Annotated in this window: 13 protein-coding genes; 7 read left to right on the top strand and 6 right to left on the bottom strand. The window is 40.6% G+C overall.

All coding sequences use genetic code 11. The features are described 5' to 3' along the window. Positions 1 to 27: 27 nt before the first annotated feature. On the top strand, positions 28 to 1,671 hold the full coding sequence (locus tag DPX34_RS16365) for an alpha-L-fucosidase (RefSeq protein WP_111979524.1): 1,644 nt from the start codon (positions 28 to 30) through the stop codon (positions 1,669 to 1,671). A 122-nt stretch (positions 1,672 to 1,793) separates the two neighbouring features. On the opposite strand, the gene DPX34_RS16360 is transcribed toward DPX34_RS16365, so the two are convergent. Beyond that, positions 1,794 to 2,063, bottom strand: a complete 270-nt coding sequence (locus DPX34_RS16360) for a hypothetical protein (protein ID WP_111979523.1) — start codon at positions 2,061 to 2,063, stop codon at positions 1,794 to 1,796. Positions 2,064 to 2,337: 274 nt separating this feature from the next. Here DPX34_RS16360 and lgt point away from each other — a divergent pair, with 274 nt between their 5' ends. Beyond that, the gene (lgt, locus tag DPX34_RS16355; protein WP_111979522.1) at positions 2,338 to 3,111 is read left to right on the top strand and encodes a prolipoprotein diacylglyceryl transferase; all 774 of its coding nucleotides are present in this window, start codon (positions 2,338 to 2,340) and stop codon (positions 3,109 to 3,111) included. Positions 3,112 to 3,290: 179 nt separating this feature from the next. On the opposite strand, the gene DPX34_RS16350 is transcribed toward lgt, so the two are convergent. The 3 genes from DPX34_RS16350 to DPX34_RS16340 form a co-directional block, all read right to left on the bottom strand. Further along, positions 3,291 to 3,734 (bottom strand): GNAT family N-acetyltransferase, encoded by a 444-nt coding sequence (locus DPX34_RS16350; RefSeq protein ID WP_232824775.1) that lies wholly within the window; start codon positions 3,732 to 3,734, stop codon positions 3,291 to 3,293. A 532-nt stretch (positions 3,735 to 4,266) separates the two neighbouring features. Beyond that, complete coding sequence (locus DPX34_RS16345; protein ID WP_111979521.1) at positions 4,267 to 6,846, bottom strand: glycoside hydrolase family 3 protein; 2,580 nt, start codon at positions 6,844 to 6,846, stop codon at positions 4,267 to 4,269. Positions 6,847 to 6,903: 57 nt separating this feature from the next. Beyond that, positions 6,904 to 8,169 carry a sugar MFS transporter gene (locus DPX34_RS16340; protein WP_111979520.1) on the bottom strand — a complete coding sequence of 422 codons (1,266 nt, stop codon included), beginning with the start codon at positions 8,167 to 8,169 and terminating at the stop codon, positions 6,904 to 6,906. A 442-nt stretch (positions 8,170 to 8,611) separates the two neighbouring features. Between DPX34_RS16340 and DPX34_RS16330 the strand changes: the two genes are divergently transcribed. From DPX34_RS16330 to DPX34_RS16320, 3 genes are read left to right on the top strand one after another with little or no spacing between them, the layout of a single operon-like run. Then, positions 8,612 to 9,325, top strand: a complete 714-nt coding sequence (locus tag DPX34_RS16330) for a MotA/TolQ/ExbB proton channel family protein (RefSeq protein WP_111979518.1) — start codon at positions 8,612 to 8,614, stop codon at positions 9,323 to 9,325. Then, on the top strand, positions 9,315 to 9,743 hold the full coding sequence (locus tag DPX34_RS16325; protein WP_157964763.1) for an ExbD/TolR family protein: 429 nt from the start codon (positions 9,315 to 9,317) through the stop codon (positions 9,741 to 9,743). Before DPX34_RS16330 ends, DPX34_RS16325 begins: the two co-directional genes overlap by 11 nt. Further along, entirely contained in the window at positions 9,733 to 11,118 is a 1,386-nt protein-coding gene (locus DPX34_RS16320; protein WP_111979516.1) for a hypothetical protein, read from the top strand. Before DPX34_RS16325 ends, DPX34_RS16320 begins: the two co-directional genes overlap by 11 nt. 92 nt (positions 11,119 to 11,210) lie before the next feature. On the opposite strand, the gene DPX34_RS16315 is transcribed toward DPX34_RS16320, so the two are convergent. After that, positions 11,211 to 12,035 (bottom strand): LytR/AlgR family response regulator transcription factor, encoded by an 825-nt coding sequence (locus DPX34_RS16315; protein ID WP_111979515.1) that lies wholly within the window; start codon positions 12,033 to 12,035, stop codon positions 11,211 to 11,213. An 18-nt stretch (positions 12,036 to 12,053) separates the two neighbouring features. Beyond that, complete coding sequence (locus tag DPX34_RS16310) at positions 12,054 to 13,196, bottom strand: sensor histidine kinase (protein ID WP_111979514.1); 1,143 nt, start codon at positions 13,194 to 13,196, stop codon at positions 12,054 to 12,056. A 266-nt stretch (positions 13,197 to 13,462) separates the two neighbouring features. Between DPX34_RS16310 and DPX34_RS16305 the strand changes: the two genes are divergently transcribed. Both DPX34_RS16305 and DPX34_RS16300 read left to right on the top strand, forming a co-directional pair. Then, a complete protein-coding gene (locus tag DPX34_RS16305; protein WP_232824774.1) occupies positions 13,463 to 16,138 on the top strand; it encodes a glycoside hydrolase family 16 protein in 2,676 nt (891 codons plus the stop codon). 104 nt (positions 16,139 to 16,242) lie between these two features. Beyond that, positions 16,243 to 19,185 carry a TonB-dependent receptor gene (locus tag DPX34_RS16300; RefSeq protein ID WP_111979513.1) on the top strand — a complete coding sequence of 981 codons (2,943 nt, stop codon included), beginning with the start codon at positions 16,243 to 16,245 and terminating at the stop codon, positions 19,183 to 19,185. Positions 19,186 to 19,209: the final 24 nt, after the last annotated feature.

Here is a 19,209-nt window from a genome sequence, read left to right as displayed (position 1 = left end):
TCAAAATCAAATATAATTAATTATCGTATGCAATCAAATTTTTTTATCGTCAAGGGTATCGCTATCGCTATCTCGTTAACCGCTTGCAGTGTTAGTTCCGATAAAGTGATAGAACCGCTTATCGTATTGGGTGCTCAACCTCAACAAAATAAAAACGCTGATATTGCATTAGTCGAGCTAAAAGAAGAGTGGAGTTCGCTGAGCAAGGTCAATCACAAGCCTGATTGGTTTCAAGATGCAAAGCTCGGTATTTATACTCATTGGGGACCCACTTCAACGGCTAATATTGGCATGAAATGGGCCTCAGGTTGGTATGGCCTCGATCTGTATATGGATGAAGTTTATGACTGGAAAACAGGCGATGTAAAATTATTTGGTGATAAAAAGCAACCTAAAGCCTCTTACACATACCAGCACCATGTTAAGGCTCATGGTGATCCAGCTGATTTTGGCTACAAAGATATCATTAAACAATTCAACCCTGATAAATTCAATGCCCAAGAGTGGGCTGACTTATTTAAACTTTCAGGTGCTAAATTTGCCGGACCGGTTGCCGTACACCATGACAACTTTGCGATGTGGGACAGCGATGTAACACGCTGGAACTCAAAAGCCTTTACCGGTAAAGATATTACAGGCGAGTTAAAATCGGCGATAGAGCAACGAGGCCTTAAGTTTTTAACATCGTTTCATCATGCCTTTACTTGGGTATATTATGCCAATGCGTATAAATTTGATGCAACCCCTGAAACCGCTGATTTATATACCGATCAACACGAGTTAACAGATTTTGAGCCCAATGATCGCTTTCATGAGCAATGGTTTGCGATGCTAAAAGAAGTGATTGATAAATACCAACCCGATGTTATTTGGTTTGATTGGTGGGTTGAAGTGCTAAACGAAGAATATCGTAAAAAGTTTGTCGCTTATTATTATAATAAAGGCAAAGAGTGGGGTAAGGATGTAGTTATTAATTATAAAAACACGTCTTTTCCTGATGGTATTGGTGTTTTAGATTATGAACGAGGACGGCCAAATAAATTAAAAGATGAATTTTGGATGACGGATACATCACCTGGCGCTTGGTTTTATTATGAAAATGCGAAGTTTGTTGAGCCGAATCAGATTGTCGATATTTTAATTGATATTGTGTCTAAAAATGGGTTGATGTTATTAAATGTACCCCCTAATCCGGATGGCTCGATACCAGCAGAAATGAAAGACATGCTGGCTAAACTAGGCGAATGGCTCGCGATTAATGGTGAAGGTATATACGAAACTCGCCCGTGGACTGTGTTTGGAGAAGGACCAACGCGTATTAATCGGGGCGGACATAAAATTGAAAAACAAAAAATAGCGTATACGGATAAAGATATTCGTTTCACTAAAAAAGGTGACAATACTATTTTTGCCTTTGTTATGGCGGCTCCGATGCAAGATATTGTTATTCAAACATTGAACACCCACTTATCAGTACTTGAGGGTAAAATTAAGTCGATTGAAATGTTAGGCAGCAACGAAAAAGTCAATTGGCAGCTAAACGAGAACGGTTTGGTTATTCGTAAACCTAACGTATTGCCAAGTGACTTTGCATTGGGTTATAAAATTTCATTATATCAAGAGCAAGAAGTCGGGATTGGCGGTGAAGACCCAGGCACAAATGGTGAATAAATAATGAGGGTTGTTATTTATCCACTGGCTTAAGGCACTAATAAATAAGGTATTTTAAGATAGATGCTGATGTGGTCAGTGATTTATGGCCACATCGATTGGAGTGCCACTTCAATTGTATTTTATCGAGGCTTTAACTTAGGTTTTATTTTTATCGTATATAAGTAGGTGCCAATCAGTGTAAAGGTGAAAACCGTGCTATATAAAATAAGCATCAGCTCATGAAAAATAAAATAGTGTAAAAAAGAAAGTGTAAAATACGGGGCGATGGAATGACCTGCAACAATATCAAATAGCATTTCTATTACATAACCGAATGTGGTGAGTGGGATAATAATGTAAATACCGACTTTAAGGCTAAGCCACACAATACTTCCATAACGTTTGAACATAATACACTCTTTAAATTTTAATGATGTTAGCCTCTTTGATTATTTTATCGCTAAGTTGCTTAGGGATAAAGATGAATATTGTAGGTAAACATCTTTCTTTTTTAACGTGATCGGTTGTTTGATTAGCCTGTTTTTATAAAAGAGGGTTGGCAAGGCTGTTGAGTTAGGCTAAGTTGTGGCTCGTTTTTAAATTGTCGCATTTACGGTTTAAGCTAATGAATAGCGACGAGGTGCTTTTGCAAACCTATATCATTTTATTCAGAGATTTTTAAGTATGAACTGGAACATCGACCCTGTTTTGTTTTCGATTGGTAGTGTCAGTATTCATTGGTACGGTGCTTTATTTGCCTCTGCCATTATGTCTGGCTTTTATATTATGAAATGGATGTATCAAAAAGAAGGTAAATCGACAGATAGCCTTGACCCGCTTTTAATGTATTCGGTTATGGGTATTATTGTGGGTGCACGGTTAGGTCATTGTTTCTTTTATGATCCGGCGTATTACTTTAGCAATCCACTTAAAATTTTGGCCGTTTGGGAAGGCGGTTTAGCCAGCCATGGTGGGGGTATAGGTGTGATTTTAGCCCTTTATTACTATCATAAAAAGTTTGAAACACCTTATTTATGGTTACTCGATCGCTTAGCCATACCGACTGCCTTATTCGGTTTTTTTGTACGCTTAGCTAACTTCTTTAATTCTGAAATTGTTGGGCTGCCCACCTCGGTTCCGTGGGGGATTGTGTTTGTTAAAATTGATAACCTTGCGCGACATCCGGTGCAACTTTATGAATCAATCGCTTATTTAACTATTTTTGCTGTGTTGGTTGCCGCTTATAAATGGACCAAGATTAAACAATATAGCGGTGCGATATTGGGTGTCTTTTTATGTTCGGTGTTTTCTGCTCGTTTTATGTTGGAGTTTGTAAAAGTAAAACAGGCTGCTTATGACAATGATTTTGGCTTATCAACAGGTCAGTTGTTGAGTATTCCATTTTTATTAGCGGGTATCGTTTTAGTCGCTTTAGCTTTTAAAAAGAAGCCTTTCTAAAATACTCAGTATTTAGAACCTAAGCATTCAGACACTTAACACAAGCCTATGAGGTTGAGTTGAGTGTCTTTAATCGTCATTTTAAATCTTCACTTTTTCTTTTCTAAATATTCGCTTGTTAATTAAGGTGATTCTGCATTTGTTGTCACTTCTCATTGCTTAGCGTGTCGAAAAACCATTTAGTTATAAGCATAAAATAACCAAGTGCTTTGAGTCGTATTGAGCGAATCATATAGTCTTTTTGCAGGTTCATTATCGGGCGCTGTTACCCATTGAAGCCTTGCTGCCCCCTTGTCTTTTGCGTATTGATGGCAATAATCAACTAACTGGCGACCAATGCCTTTACCACGATGGTGTGGTTGTATGTATAAATCATTTAATACGGCAACTTTGGCGGTGATGGTAGAGGTAAAACTAAAATACACAGTGGCGAAACCGACAACTTCATTGTGTTCGCGCGCTATAAATTGACAGCCCAATGGACTTGCATTATTGAACTGTGAAAAAAAGGCCGCATTTTTTTCGTCTGAAATATCAGCAACATTATAAAATGCTTGGTACTGACGGATCAGAGGAAGGACTTCGGGTAAGTTTGTTTTTGATACGGTTTCTATCATAGTCATTGTAGCTCCAAGGTTGATTAACCGGTTATAGCTTACGTTATTTTTATCAATTTTTTTATGACACTCAAGCTTATTTATACCCAAGTGATTTTAAGATGCTGTGCGATCATATACTCAAAAATAAGCATGACCATTATCGAGGTGGTAATTGGCGTATAACAATATTAAATAAAAAAACAGGCAAAAAAAAGCCCTGATAAACAGGACCAAAAAAGGGGGATAATCGAATTTATACCAATTCATATAAATAAGTGATCACTCAGAATGCATTCAGCGGTTTTTGAACAAGGCGTCGGTGTACAGGAATGGTTGTTCTCTTTCAAATACCGATAACGCAGGTCAAAAGTCGCTGGGGCATTCCTTTCAGGCGCATTTAAACGCTCGCTGAGTGGGCACTTATTATTACGGATTGGTATTATATGCCGCCGGTTATTTAGCTATACACAAGTGACTTGGGTATAGCTAACGGGCTGATCGGCTACTTTAAATGTTGTAACCGAGCAGCAAGATGCTTACTTATATATGGTTGATTTTATTCACACGTATAGTGAATACCTTTACTTTGCGTTGTTAACTTAATATTTGAAACGGTTAACTGGTTTTTGCTCGCGGTGGTTAATGACCAAACAGTGGCGACTAAGTTGTTGTTTTTAGCGGTTGTAAAACAGGCTAAATCGATATTAATGTTGTGCCAACTGTTTAATTCAAATTTAGAAAGCAGGGCCGTTAAATCCACTGTTTTAATCGGTTGGTCTTGCTTTTGCATTGCAAACTCAATTTTACCGGTTACGGGGTCGGTTAAGTTAACATCAAAGCTTACGCTACCTTTACCTGAATCATTATAAGCCGCGATATTGATGGGGGTTTCTTGCCAAATAGTCATTGCCGCTGATTGATTACCTTGCCACGTTAATTGTAAAGCGTCTTCTTGTACAAACCGGTTTTGCGTACTAAAGCTAATCGCTTTGCTGTTGGCTAAGGTTGCTTGGCTACTTGATACACGTTGTTTATTATTTTGATCGGATAAATACAAGTTAAAGCCTAATTTAGGGGCTTGATTAAAAATGGTTAAGTCTGCATCGGTTGATAGCATTGGCATATCGTCAAACGTTTCAGGTAAACGGGGCGTCATAACAACACGGTTATAATCTAAACCGTAACCAAGTTTAAATAATGGGTTGTAATTGGCTTTATTGTTATTGGCCGGTGCATTTAAAGGCGTTACATGGGGTGTCATTGGCCAGCTAAACGATAACTTACCTTTAAAATCGTGGTTTATATCGCCATTGGCTTTACGCAAAATAACATCTGCGATACCGGCCCCTTCTGTGCCGGGTAACCAAGCGGCAACAAATGCATCTGACGCATTGATTTCTTTATTTGCCCATAACGGCCGGCCCGATAAAAAGAGACTGACAACCGGAATGTTTTGCGCTTTTAGCTTTTTGAGCAAAGCTAAATCCCGCTTGGTAATCATTTGGTATTCAAACGATCCTGATTTGATGTCGCCCTGCATTTCAGCGTAAGGGTCTTCACCAAATACGACAATAGCGACATCTGGTTTTTTTGTGTAATCCCCCATTTCATTGAGCTCTACATGACCACCTGCTTGTTTTACGGCTTCTGCAATACCTTGATAAATTGAGCTACCATTAGGGAAGTCGCTATTGTCGTTGCCTGTGCCTTGCCACGTTATTGTCCAGCCGCCATTTTGCTTACCAATATTGTTGGCTCCATTACCGGCCATTAAAATATTGGCAGTCGGGTTGAGTGGGAGTAGGTTATTGTTATTTTTAAGTAAGACTAATGATTCACGCACTGATTGGCGGGCAATTGCTCTATGTTGTGCAGAACCAATGACGTTTTTATTATGTTGATGTAAACGAATCGACGGCTTACCGTCAAATGCACCTAAACGCATTTTCACTCGTAAAATTCGGGTCACGGCATCATCTATTCTGGCGTGGCTAATTTCGCCTTGTTTGACTTGAATAAGGGTGTTTTCATAGAAAGCTTTCCAATCTTCTGGCACCATAATAATATCAACACCGGCATTAATGGCTTGTGCGCATTGTTTATTGTCGCAGCCCTTAACTTGGCCATGGCCATTCCAATCACCTACCACTAAACCATCAAACCCCATTCTGCCTTTCAGCACGTCAGTTAATAAGTATTGATGACCGTGTAGTTTATCGCCGTGCCAAGAATTAAATGACGCCATAATGGATTGCACTCCGGCCTCAATCGCACTGACGTAACCTTGAGCATGAATTTCAATGAGTTCTTTTTCGGTAGATAAGTTATTCCCTTGATCGACCCCTTTATCGGTGCCGCCGTCACCAACAAAGTGTTTGGCGGTTGCGAGTATGTGTTGGTTGTTTAAAAATGTGTCATTCGCGACACCTTGAATACCTTCAACGTATTTGCCCGCGTAAGCTTTGACGATAGCCGGATCTTCCGAGAAACTTTCGTAAGCGCGCCCCCAGCGATCATCTCTTGCGACTGCAACGGTGGGTGAAAAATCCCAATCAATGCCGGTTTGTGCGACTTCTCGAGCGATAACTTCAGCAACTTGTTTAATTAATTCGGGGTTATTCGCTGCGCCTAGGCCGATATTATGCGGAAACAAAGTTGCGCCAATAACATTGTTATGACCGTGCACGGCATCTGTGCCCCAGATAGAAGGCACCGTTGTACCATCTTGCGTGTCGTCAATACTGGCTAAATAAAAGGCATCGGCTGTGTTAACCCAATCTTCAGTTGTGGCGTGTTTATTGCCGTTTGGAAACGAGCCACCGCCATTTAAAATTGAACCAAAGCCATATTTTTTCATATCGGCAACGGTGACCGAGCGAAGCTCGGGCTGGATCATTTGAGCTACTTTTTGTTCAAGCGTTAGTTGTGAGATTAAGTCTTTAACGGCCGCTTCAATTTTAGGATCTGGCTTAACTAAAGATTTTGGTTGTGGCCATAAATCAATAGATGTTTGTTTGTTGGTGGTTGCTAATGAAGCCGCGGTTGTGTTGTGGTGTTTAGTGGTGGCCATACAACCTACTAGTGATCCCACAACTAAACAACTGATAATGGATAAAGCTAAATTTGATTTTTTCATGTTATTACCTATTAATCAAAACTAAAAATAAGTGCTTATAAGAGAATATTCGCTGGCTTATAGCTGCGGTTTATAACCTTTCAAGCCATAAAAAATAATGTAGAGATAGCAAACTAAAGGCACAATAAACGCGAGCTGGATACCAATAGTATCGGCAAGTGCACCTTGTATTAGGGGCACAAGTGCACCACCGACTATCGCGACACATAAAATACCGGAGCCATTACTCGTTGCAGCACCTAAATGCGCGATCGCTAAACTAAAAATGGTGGGGAACATAATCGAGTTAAAAAAGCCAATGGCTAATACGGCCCACATGGCAATGGCTCCATCAGCAAGCATGACCACTGCCAGTAATAAAACGACCATCGTTGCATTGATCGCTAACAGTAGGTTAGCGCGCATTTTGAGCATAAGGGCTGAACCAATAAAACGGCCTATCATCGCGCCACCCCAAAATATAGAAACATATTTAGCCGCTTCGTGTTCTGGCATACTGGCAATGTTACTTTCGCCTAAAAAATTAACTAAAAAGCTGCCAATTGAAACTTCACCGCCAACGTAAACAAAAATACCAATGGCACCCAAGGTTAAATGTTTGTAGTGCCAAGCGGGCTGACTACTCGTGACTTCAGCTTCGGTTGCCTGTTTTATCTCAGGTAATTTTACCCATTTAGCAAACACAACCGATAGCAGAACGAGAACTAAGGTGAGCAATAAATACGGAAACTGAACTGAGCTTGCTTCTTGTGCGTGACGCGCACTGAGCTCTGCGGCCGTTAATTCAGCGTCGTTTGGGCTTGCTGTTATCATGACCGATAAAATCAAAACCGAGCCAAAAATAGGGGCAATTGTGGTACCCAGCGAGTTAAATGCTTGTGTTAAATTGAGCCGGCTAGATGCGGTCTCTGCAGTGCCAATAGCCGTTACAAACGGATTGGCGGCAACTTGTAATAATGTGATACCAGAGGCTAATACAAACAAACCGAGTAAAAATAAGCTGTATTCACGCATTTCGGCAGCGGGATAAAAAATTAAGCAACCCAATGCGGCTATCGCTAGGCCAAATACGATCCCTTTTCGGTAACCCACGTATTTAACAAAATTTCCGGCCGGGTAAGAAACCACGGCGTATGCCCCAAAAAAGCAAAAATTGACGGCCATCGCTTGTAAATAACTTAACGCGAACATGCCTTTTAAATAAGGGATCAAAATATCGTTAAGGGCGGTAATAAATCCCCACATAAAAAATAATAAACTTAATACAAACAATGCATTTCGATTGGTTTGTTGGCTGTGTGTTGCTGTAATAGAGGCTGCCATATTTGCCATCGGTTCGCTCCGGTCATTACATCAGTATTAAAAGCGTGTTGAATCAAAAAATTGAAAAAACAAAACCCTTAATAGCGCGTTTGGGGTTAGATACTCAAGTCACTTCAATATGCTCCGTTCCGGTGGGGTTTAAATTGATTTATGCGGTGTTAAACAGGTTTAATTTAACCCGTTAAACTTGCACCTGTTTGCCTTGCCTAAATCAATTTAAATTTCCACTGAATCCTGCATCTTGAAGTCACTTGAGTATTCAAATATGTTGTAATGTTATACAAGAGTTAAAATTTTTGTGCGTGAATACGCTAATGCGGTTTATCTATAAGCTAAGGCGGATGGTTGATGTTATTAACCATTCATTTATAACGTACTCTTTTTATATTATTTTGTTAATTGTTTGCTATTATGTCCACTTATTATTTAATAAGGACATTGTATGCAACGCTATTCGTTATTCATTTTTACCCTTTTAGTTAGTTTTTCATCTCAATCTTTTGCGGTTGATTTTTCGACGAGTGAATTGTTCAAGTTATTTGGCGTAATGGGCGCGGTGATCGTTGGTTTGTCTATTTTAACGCTGGCCGTTGTGTTTGAACGGTTTAAAAATTTGCGCCAAGCGTTGGTGGTGCCTAAAACATTAACTGAGCACGTTAACCTGTTATGGCAAGCGGGTGAGCATGAGCAAATCAGCGGGTTATGTAAAAAAGATAATAGCGCATTAGCTAACGTGCTCGGTTACATCAATCAGCATCGGCATCATGAGTTTCAATTAGTGTCGACGGGCGCGGGTGATATTGCGTCTATTCAATTACGTAAGCATATTCAAAAAGCTTATCCATTAGCGGTGGTTGCGACTATTGCGCCGTTAGCTGGGTTACTGGGCACGGTAATTGGTATGATTGAGTCATTTTATATTGTTGCCGCAACCGGCGCGATGGGAGATGCCAGTATTTTAGCCGATGGTATTTACAAGGCTTTATTTACCACCGCGGTTGGTTTATTTGTGGCGTTACCCGCTTTAGGTTTTCATCATTATTTTAAAAGTAAAATAACGTTTTATAGCTTTGCTATTGAAGAACAAACTAACACGTTTATCAGCGAATGGTTTAGCCATAATGTACAGCCAAAGGTGGGTAGCGATGCGCATTAATTTGGATGACCAAGAAAATTTTGAGCCTAATTTAGCACCCTTACTCGATTGCATTTTTTTACTTTTAATCTTTTTTTTAGTGGCGACAACGTTTGATAAAGAAGATCATGAATCTGAAACGGTCAAGCAGTTAAATATCCAATTACCGAGTTCAGCCGCCGCCTTTTCACCTACAGAAATTCGCCTAGCCCCTTTAGTGTTAGGCGTTGATCGGCATGGAAAATATTACATCGATAATAAACAAGTGGCGGTAAAAGACGTACACGCTATTTTACGAAAACAAAGTCAAACCGATCCTGAACGCAGAATTAGAATTGATGGTGATAGAAATACACCGTTGCAATATATGGTGCATTTACTCGATTTATGCGAGTTTGAAGGTTTGCACAACATTGGGGTAAGAGCCAATGACGGGTAAAAAAACAGTCAAGTCAACAGAAAAATTAAAACCTAAAAAGACATTTGGCGAGTATGTGTCTAACTCTGTTGTTATTCATTTTTTTGTGTTGTTTTTTATTATACAAAATGGCCATTACTTTATACCTAAAATAATTGATGAAAAAGCGCGTATTGCCGCGATTGAAAGTACACGTGACGTTTATCGAGAATCAATGCGCACGAGTGTCGAAAATATGCAAAAGATCCATCAAGTTTTAACTGAAATGGAAAACATTGAGCAAGATAAATTAACAAATGAAAACAGGTTGCAAGCCCATGATGAAATGTCGACTGCTGATTTGTTTAACTTATCAAATGAACTGTTAACACACATGTCTCAACGTCAAGCTGAACAAGTGCCAGAGCTGATTAGTGACTTAAAAGACAATGTTTTAACTGAAACTGAAACAGTAGCGAATGCTATGTCTGACAGTGAAATGTTGGAAAAAATGCAAGAAAATCAAAAAGTGGCTTTAACTATTTTAGATGAATTACAACGCCGGCAACAGGGGAGTGGTGTTCGAGCTGACACAGAGGGTGAGCAACCGCAATTGACGGTAGATAGTGACGAGCTTGAAGCCGGAAATGCAACAAAACGGGCTGAACAGGCCGATGACAGTACATTACACGGTCATACACTCAACAATAAAGAAGTTGAGCAGTTGCTACAGCAACAAAAAAACGTTGAATTTAGTGAGCAACATGCGAAAGGCCAATTAAAAGACTTTACACAAGCGATGAGCGAGGCCTATGGCAAGGGATCTCAATATCGGTTTGACGATATCGTCACGCCTAAAAGTGTTAAGCCGCAAAACGTGCCCAGTATAAATCAAAGCAATACACGCATGGCTAGCCATAAATTGACAAGCAATGCGAGCCAATCGGCTAAATGGATCATGTTGGACACGTGGTATGTGATCGGGCCATTTGAAAACGCCCAGCGTAAACATATTCATACGTCATATCCACCTGAGCAAACGATCAATTTAGACGGCCAATATGTCGGTAAAGATCAACAGGTTATTGGTTGGCGATATCGCCAATTTTCAAATTTTCCGATTGTGCCTGAAAATTTAGCGGAATATGAAATTTATTATGCTTACACACAATTAAAATCAGACAGGGCACAAGATGTTTGGCTGGCGATTGGCAGTGATGATCAGTCTAAATTGTGGCTAAATGATATGCTCGTCTGGAATAGTTTGCCTCAGCATAAGGGCTGGCAGTTGAGTGAAGGCTTTCGTAAAGTACGCTTAAAAAAAGGAGTGAACCCGTTATTATTTCGACTAGAGAATGGCCAGCGCAGTGGTGGTTTTTCGGTTGCTATGTCTAGTGTTATGTCTAGTACAATGTAAAGTGTTCATTAAATAAAAGGCGTGACTTGGGTGTATATGCAAACAGACATGTTTTATGAGAGCCTGCGCGATAACGGGTTCAAGCACGTTGTTTAAGCTAAATAATCTTTAATTGCATCTTTGTATGTGCGGCTCACTTTGACTCGTTCGTTTTCACCTAGCTGTAAAAAATATTCACCTTTGGGTAATGGGTTCACTTTGGTGATGAATTTCAAATTGACGATTGTTGAGCGATGTACACGTTTAAATATATCGGCATCGAGTTCTTCTAGCATTTCTCTGATTGTTGTGCGTTTTATATGGGTAACGCCTTCTGCGTGCAAGCAGCAATAGTCGCCTGCGGCGTCTATCCATTCTATATTATCTTGTTTAACCAAGGTGATTTCATCACCATCTTTAATGACTATTTTGCGATCTTGCGCGGCAACAAATTTATTCTCGTGAGAGGGTAAATGGGTCGTTTGGCGGTTGTTGATCGCATGGATTGCTTGAATGACTTTTGATTTTTCTTGGTTTGTTTCTTGATTCGATTCTTGTGATTGTAATCTCACGATGGCTCGTTCAACCGCGCGCTTAATGTGGCTATCGTCAAGTGGTTTTAAAATGTAATCGACCGCATTTACATCAAATGCATCTAAAGCGTATTGCTCAAAAGCAGTGGCAAATATAACTAAAGGCATGAGTTCTGTTTGGATCTTTTGGATCACATCTAACCCATTTAAGCCGGGCATTTGAATGTCTAAAAAAATTAAATCAGGTGTATGATCTAAGATACTTTGAATGGCTTCGCGACCATTTTTACATTCGCCAATTATGTCTATTTTTTCAAATTTACTTAACTTTGCCCGTAATAAGCTAAGGGCAAGTGGCTCGTCATCAATGATCAAGGTTTTTATTTTTGTGGTTTGATTTGTCATGTCGTGCATTACCTTTGATTATGTATTCATTTCAAATGGAATAGCGATTGTGGTGAGTAAACCACCTTGCGCGTGTACTTCACATTCGAAGGTATGTTCGTTTGGATATAAGGTTTCTAAACGCTCTTGTATGTTACGTAGGCCAACGCTGCGGTTTTCGTTGCCTTGAATATGAATTTGTTGTTTTTTAAAGTTTTGACCGGAATCACTTAGTTTGATAAACAATGTACCATTATCGATATAAGCGCCAATGGTGATTGTGCCGCCTTCTTCACTTTTAGCGATGACATGCTTCATTGAATTTTCAATAATGGGTTGTAAAAGTAAACTTGGGATCAGCGCGGTATTTGCAAGGTCTTCAACATTTAATAAAAAATTGAGCCTGTCGCCAAATCTAACCTTTTCAATATCTAAATATAGTATGAGGGCTTCTATTTCTTGGCTTAATGTGACTTTACCATCGGGGTCATTATCGAGCGAATAACGCATAAATTTACTTAAATTAACCACCATATTTTGTGCCATGTCGTTTTGCTGTGCTTCAATAAGTGAATTAACGGCATTTAATGTATTAGATAAAAAATGTGGGTTGAGCTGGTAACGCAACATTTTAAGTTGTGCATCGCGCGCAATCGCTTGCGCTTTGATGCGTTTAATCTGTTCTTCTCGCGAAGCCGCCTGGGTATTTAACAGTATTTTATGCTCAGCTTGTAATAATTGATAATAAATAACCCCATGAAACATGGCACTCCAAAATAGAAAGATAAAAAAACCGGCAAAATACCATCCACCAAAATTCCACCAAATATCTTGCTCGGCTGTCATGTAAGAAAACGCTTCCATTCGGGCAACGGTCCAAACTAACGACGCAATAAGAATGAGTAAAAATCCAAGCGCTAAACGATATGAATTAGGGTAATACCAACTATATGTGAACGCTTTTTGTAATAATAGAGAGATCCCTAAGCCCATGAATGATTGCACAATAATATGTAAAAAATAAGCTAGACCGTATTGCCCATACCACAGCGTTAACGAAAGATAACTGACGATGCAAATAAACCCCCAAAAGCCGACTTGGCAATATCGATAAAGTAATATCGATGGTTTTCCTAAGGTGTTATTGATTATTTCAGATACATTTGCGGTTCTGTTATCCATGGCTATTCTCTTGTTTATTGCATGATTTAGGTGTTTATAAAAACTAAGTTAAGTTTAACTTTTCTGTCGGTTATTAATAGGCTCTTTTGTCCGCCTTAGCTTTTGAACATTCCGCTTTAGCGTATCGCATCATGCTTTTTTTAACTTCTGTGTTACATATTTTAGTATCAATTAACAATTTTGGTAAAAACAAGGTTTAGCGAGCATGATCAACTGGCTAACTTAAATTTAAAACCGAAATTAAGTACACACAATCGGAGACAAGTATGATGCTTAAAGGTGTTAAACAGTGGGCACACAACCACACTAGTGCATTAAGTATAGCGGTAACAGCCAGTTTGATTGGGCTTACAGGCTGTGGTGAAAGCGTTACTACCGAAACTAATTTTGCCGCGGTCGATACACAAAAACCAACAAGTGACTGGCAATTAGTATGGAGTGATGAGTTTGATGGCACGGCCATTGATATGAACAAGTGGAGTTATGAAGTCAATTGTTCGGGTGGCGGTAATCAAGAGCAACAGTGTTATACCGACAGCAGTGATAATTCATTTGTCGCAGATGGCATTTTGAATATTGTTGCATTACCGGCTGGCGATGATGCTGCGTTACCTTATACATCAGCGCGCTTACGCACAAAAGAAAAAGGTGATTGGACCTATGGCCGCTTTGAAATGCGCGCTAAGTTACCATCGGGTCAGGGCAGCTGGCCTGCATTTTGGATGTTACCGACTGATAATGTTTATGGCGGTTGGCCGCACTCAGGCGAAATCGATATTTTAGAATCGGTTAATTTAAAAGTACCTAATGCCGATGGCACCTTAGAATCTAAAATTTACGGCACTTTACATTACGGTAAATCATGGCCAGACAACGCCCATTCTGGTCAAAGTTATGCTTTTCCTCAAGATCAAAACCCAGCCGATGATTTTCATACCTATGCCGTTGAATGGCAAGAAGGTGAAATTCGTTGGTATGTAGATGGTTATTTATATGCAACGCAAATGCAATCTGACGTGCGTTATAACAGTAAAGGCCAAGCTACAGGTTTAAAGCACCGTGGTTGGTTTACTGAGTATTATGATCAAGGTACAGGTGAATTAGAAACACATTGGGACAGCTCTCCATTTGACCAAAACTTTCATATTTTACTTAACCTTGCTGTGGGTGGTTCTTGGCCCTCTAATGTTAATGACGGCGGTATTGATGCCAGTGCTTTCACTGCTGGGCAATCTTTTTTAATCGATTATGTTCGCGTGTATGAATGTGCACTTGACCGCAATACGGGGGCGGGTTGTGAAACCGTTCGTGCCGGTTATAAAGATGAAGAAGATGGCTTAGTTGAAGGTCTTGCTCCCATCCCTTCGGCTCCTGTTCCACCTGGACCTGTATCTGATCTCATCATTTTTGATAACGCGGTTAACCCAAATTGGCCAATTTGGGATTGTTGTGGTGGCAGCACACCAACGGTTGAAACCGATGATGCCGACCACGGCGCAGTTGCTGAGTTTGTTATTGGTGCAAGCCCGACGGTGATGGGGTTCAATATTTATGAAACTGATGCCCCCGTGCCGTTTGATGCGTCGAGCATGTTAACAACGGGCAAAGTTGAGTTTGATCTAAAGCTGGTTAGCGCACCTGCTGATGCGAGTGCCGACTGGAAGTTTAAAATTGAGCAAGGGGCTGCTTCAACTGCTGTTGAATTATCACTGATGGACAGCAATGAAGGTGTCGCGCCAACAGTCGGCGCTTGGCAACATTATTCTTTTGATTTACAAGCGTTATCCGATGCAGGTCTAGACCTTTCAGGTATTGACGTATTAATGATTTTTCCGGCATGGGGAGCAGGTGAAGGAGCTGTTTACCGCGTGGATAATGTCATGATTGGCACAGGAGAGGGCGCTGCACCTTCACCTGAATTAGTGTTATTTGACGATGCCGCTAACCTGGCATGGGCTCCTTGGGATTGTTGTGGCGGAAGTACACCGATTGAAGAAACCGATGATGGTGATCACAATACCGTGGTTGAATTTGCGATTGGTGCTTCACCTACGGTGATGGGGTTTAAACCTGCAGATGGCTCTGGTGTGAACTTTGATGCATCAGCTTTATTAACCGAAGGCGTTGTGCAATTTGAGATGAAGGTCACCACGTTACCGGCAGCCGGTGCCGTTGATTGGAAATTCAAAATTGAAAGTGGTGCTGCCACTGCCGCCGTTGAGTTGGATTTAAATGCCAGTGTAGAAGGTGCCGATCCGGTACTCGATCAATGGCAGACTTATACGTTTAAGTTGCAAGATTTATCCGATGCCGGTCTTGATTTAAGTGCCATTGACGTGGTGATGATATTCCCAGCTTGGGGCTCGGGTGAAGGGGCTGTTTATCGAGTTGATAACGCTAAAATTTATAACCCTAATGCGACGAATTCAGGTGGGGTAACCGCCGCTCGTTTAGAACTGTTTAAAGAAACACCAAATAGCGATTGGGCGGCATGGGATTGTTGTGCGGGTTCTGCTCCGGCTCAAGCGACCGATGACGATGCCCATATGCAAGTCGTTGAATTTGCGATTGGCGCGTCGCCTACCGTGATGGGTTTTAAACCAGCTGATGGTTCGGGCATTAGTTTTGATGCGTCATCAATTGCGAGTACGGGCATGGTTAAGTTTGATATGAAAATAGTCACAGAGCCAAATGCGGGTACGGTTGATTGGAAATTTAAAATTGAGAGTGGCGCGGCAACCGGCGCTGTTGAACTTGATTTAATCGATAGTATCGAAGGGGCTGCACCGGTAGCGGGTCAATGGCAAACCTATCGCTTTTCATTACTTTCGTTGATGGATGCCGGTTTAGATTTAACGGATATCGATGTCGTGATGGTTTTTCCTGCATGGGGTAGTGGTGAAGGTGCGGTCTACCGACTTGATAACGTGGTTATTGAGTAAATTAATCGAACTTCAACGCACGTAAAATTTGAATTATTGGCTTATGTTTATCTGTTTATGCACTCATAAGCCCTTTTATACTTAGACATTTTTAGAGGTCTGTGATGAAACTAACTCACTTTAAAAAGAAAAAATTAGCGACTTCATTATCAATATTACTGGGTTCTGCCTTTATAACACCGATCACGATGGCAGAAGCTGATATAGAAGATGAAGTTGAAGTTATTGAAGTATCGGGTATTCGCGGTAGCTTAATGAAAGCACGTGATATTAAACGAGGCAGTACTGGGGTCGTTGATGCGATTTCAGCAGAAGAGATGGGGAAATTCCCGGATACTAACCTAGCTGAATCGTTAGGTCGAATTACGGGTGTTTCGATTAGTCGCTCAAACGGTGAAGGTAGCGAAATAACTGTTCGTGGTTTTGGTCCCGATTTTAACTTGGTTACACTTAATAACCGCCAGATGCCGGGTACCGGGTTTAGTCGTTCGTATAAATTAGAAAACTTAGCTTCTGATGGCGTCAGCTCTTTAGAGCTATATAAAACAGCACGTGCTGAAAACCCCAGTGGTGGTTTAGGTGCGGTTGTTAATATTAAAACCCTTAAACCGCTTGAAAATGATGGCTTAAAATATTCTGTTTCTGCCAAAGGGATCATTGATTCGTCAGTCGATACAGGTGACAACATTACACCTGAGTTAGCGGCATTGTATAGTAATACATTTGCTGATGGTAAGTTTGGTGTCGCTTTATCGCTTTCGCATCAAACTCGTCATTTTCAAAGGCAAGGTGCGTCAATTGATGGTTGGCAAATGGATCAGGGGTTAGGTGATGCAACCGGTCTTGATGCTATTGATATGCGTCCCGACACACTTGACGACGACGGTAATACGATAAAAGCTGGACACTCATTTTTACCGCGAAATCTAGGATATGGTAAAAGCAACATTGAAAAAGTTAGAAACAATGGACAACTTACCTTACAGTATGCACCAACTGAAGACTTCACGGCCACATTAGATTACACCACAACGCAAGCTGAATTAGCGGATGAAAGTTTATCATTTGGCGTGTGGTTTAACTTTGGCGGCAATATCAAATCATACGAATTGGATGAACGCGGTACGGCAATTAAATTTAATGAATCCAATAATGATTACGCCCATACTGCACGCAAAGGGACAACTAAAGTAGAAGCCGAATCTGTTGGTATTAATTTAGATTGGCAAGTGACAGACGCATTGCATGTTGAACTCGATTATCATGATTCTTCAAATGAAATTGATAATGGTGCAGACAGTGGCAGCCAAAGCTCACCGTTTATCATTATTGCACCTAATAATCTGGTGTCTAAAAATTATGATTACTCTACCGGAGAAGTGCCACAGTTTGAACTTTTCTGGCCTGATGGCGCATCAGAGGCTGCTCCTAATGATTTTGACCTTCTGTTTGCTGAATTTAATCGTAATGCGGGTATATCTGAAGTTCAGCAGCTGCAATTGCATTCCGAATGGGTTAATCAAGATGATGGTATTTTAGCTAATATCAAATTTGGCCTAGCACAGACTAAACAAAACTTGTCGGCTAATAATGCGAGTTCTGGTCAGCAAGGCCCTGTATGTTATTGCGATAACCAAGCTATATTTCCTGACAGTATGTTTACTCGTGTAGAAACCGGTGACTTTTTAGATGAGCTGGCTGGCGGTGGCAGTAACTTAACCACAAATTATTATTATGATTACAATTTTGATGAGGCGTTAACGCGCTCTGCTGCTTATTTTGGTGATGATTTTGATGCCAACCCCAATAATGGCAATAAAAGTTCAGATCAGTTAGAAGAGGTAACCAATAGTATTTATTTACAAGCGGCAATGCAGTTTGATATTGGTGACTTTCCTGCTGATTTAAATGTGGGGGTGCGTCATGAAAAAACTGAAGTATCGAGCTTTATTAATCAAGATATTCCTAGCAGTGTGCAATGGGTGAACCCAACCGAGTGGAATTTAACTTATATAGACTCAAATGACACTTATGCTGTGCCGGGGGAGCATCAGGTTACTTTGCCGACGCTCGATTTTAAAGTTGAGTTAAGTGACGAGTTTATAGCTCGTTTCTCTGCGGGTAAATCAATAACACGTGCACCACTTGGTGCTTTAAGAGGTTCACAATCGTTAAGCGCAAGACCAAAGCCTGGCTCGCGTAATGGTTCATCGGGAAACCCTAACTTACAACCATTTGAAGCAACCACGATCGATTTTTCTTTTGAATATTACTATGACGAAGCGAGCTCGATTACATTAGGTATTTTTGATAAGTCCGTTGCCGGGTGGATCGCCGACTTAAAAACAGATGTTGTGGTTGATGGCTTAAACGACCCTCTTGCGGGGCCAAGAGCAGAGCAAGCGATTGCCGATATTCGAGCTGCACAAGGTAATCCTAGTTACTCCCCCGAAATTGGCGAAATATATCAGCAGATTTTGGATAACGGTGGTGCCGACGCTGATGGCACGACAATTAGTCAAAGTTCGGATGATCCAGGTTTAATTTGGCTCGTAACCAAACCGTTAAATTACGATACTGATTTAGGTAGCCGAGGGATTGAGTTTGCTATCCAGCATATGTTTGGAAACTCTGGATACGGAGCTGCTTTTAACGCAACCATTATTCAAAGTGACAATGAATATGACAATGATGATGTTGAAGCCATTCAAACGCCTTTGGTCGGCTTGAGCGATTCAATGAACTTGCAAGGTTTTTACGAGAAGGATGGCTTATCGGTTAAAGTCACTTATTCTTGGCGTGACAGTTATTTAATTGGCGTAGGCCAATCGCAAGGTTCCGCTGAAAACCCGCCACAATATCATCGTGAATTTGGTCAGCTAGACATGAGCGTTAATTATGATGTAACTGACAACCTCACGGTTTCTTTAGATGGCGTTAACTTAACGAATGAAACCGAGCAAGGTTATGGTCGATATGAAGAGCAATTCTTATTTGCTCGCCAATATGGACCTCGCTATGTTGTTGGCGCTCGTTATAGCTTTTAAATAAGCTAACGTTTATGAGGGCAT

It is taken from the genome of Algibacillus agarilyticus (assembly GCF_003286125.1).
Classification (GTDB): domain Bacteria; phylum Pseudomonadota; class Gammaproteobacteria; order Enterobacterales; family Alteromonadaceae; genus Algibacillus; species Algibacillus agarilyticus.
The sequence above is the reverse complement of the archived record's forward strand: the minus strand, read 5'-3'. Positions and strand labels throughout refer to the sequence as shown.

Bases quoted from the DNA above. Each gene is read 5' to 3' on its own strand.
- DPX34_RS16310 (WP_111979514.1), bottom strand. From the start codon at position 13,196: ATGGATAACAGAACCGCAAATGTATCTGAAATAATCAATAACACCTTA.
- DPX34_RS16320 (WP_111979516.1), top strand. From the start codon at position 9,733: ATGACGGGTAAAAAAACAGTCAAGTCAACAGAAAAATTAAAACCTAAA.
- DPX34_RS16325 (WP_157964763.1), top strand. From the start codon at position 9,315: ATGCGCATTAATTTGGATGACCAAGAAAATTTTGAGCCTAATTTAGCA.
- DPX34_RS16345 (WP_111979521.1), bottom strand. From the start codon at position 6,846: ATGAAAAAATCAAATTTAGCTTTATCCATTATCAGTTGTTTAGTTGTG.
- lgt (WP_111979522.1), top strand. From the start codon at position 2,338: ATGAACTGGAACATCGACCCTGTTTTGTTTTCGATTGGTAGTGTCAGT.
- DPX34_RS16340 (WP_111979520.1), bottom strand. From the start codon at position 8,169: ATGGCAGCCTCTATTACAGCAACACACAGCCAACAAACCAATCGAAAT.
- DPX34_RS16300 (WP_111979513.1), top strand. From the start codon at position 16,243: ATGAAACTAACTCACTTTAAAAAGAAAAAATTAGCGACTTCATTATCA.
- DPX34_RS16305 (WP_232824774.1), top strand. From the start codon at position 13,463: ATGATGCTTAAAGGTGTTAAACAGTGGGCACACAACCACACTAGTGCA.
- DPX34_RS16360 (WP_111979523.1), bottom strand. From the start codon at position 2,063: ATGTTCAAACGTTATGGAAGTATTGTGTGGCTTAGCCTTAAAGTCGGT.
- DPX34_RS16330 (WP_111979518.1), top strand. From the start codon at position 8,612: ATGCAACGCTATTCGTTATTCATTTTTACCCTTTTAGTTAGTTTTTCA.
- DPX34_RS16350 (WP_232824775.1), bottom strand. From the start codon at position 3,734: ATGACTATGATAGAAACCGTATCAAAAACAAACTTACCCGAAGTCCTT.
- DPX34_RS16365 (WP_111979524.1), top strand. From the start codon at position 28: ATGCAATCAAATTTTTTTATCGTCAAGGGTATCGCTATCGCTATCTCG.
- DPX34_RS16315 (WP_111979515.1), bottom strand. From the start codon at position 12,035: ATGACAAATCAAACCACAAAAATAAAAACCTTGATCATTGATGACGAG.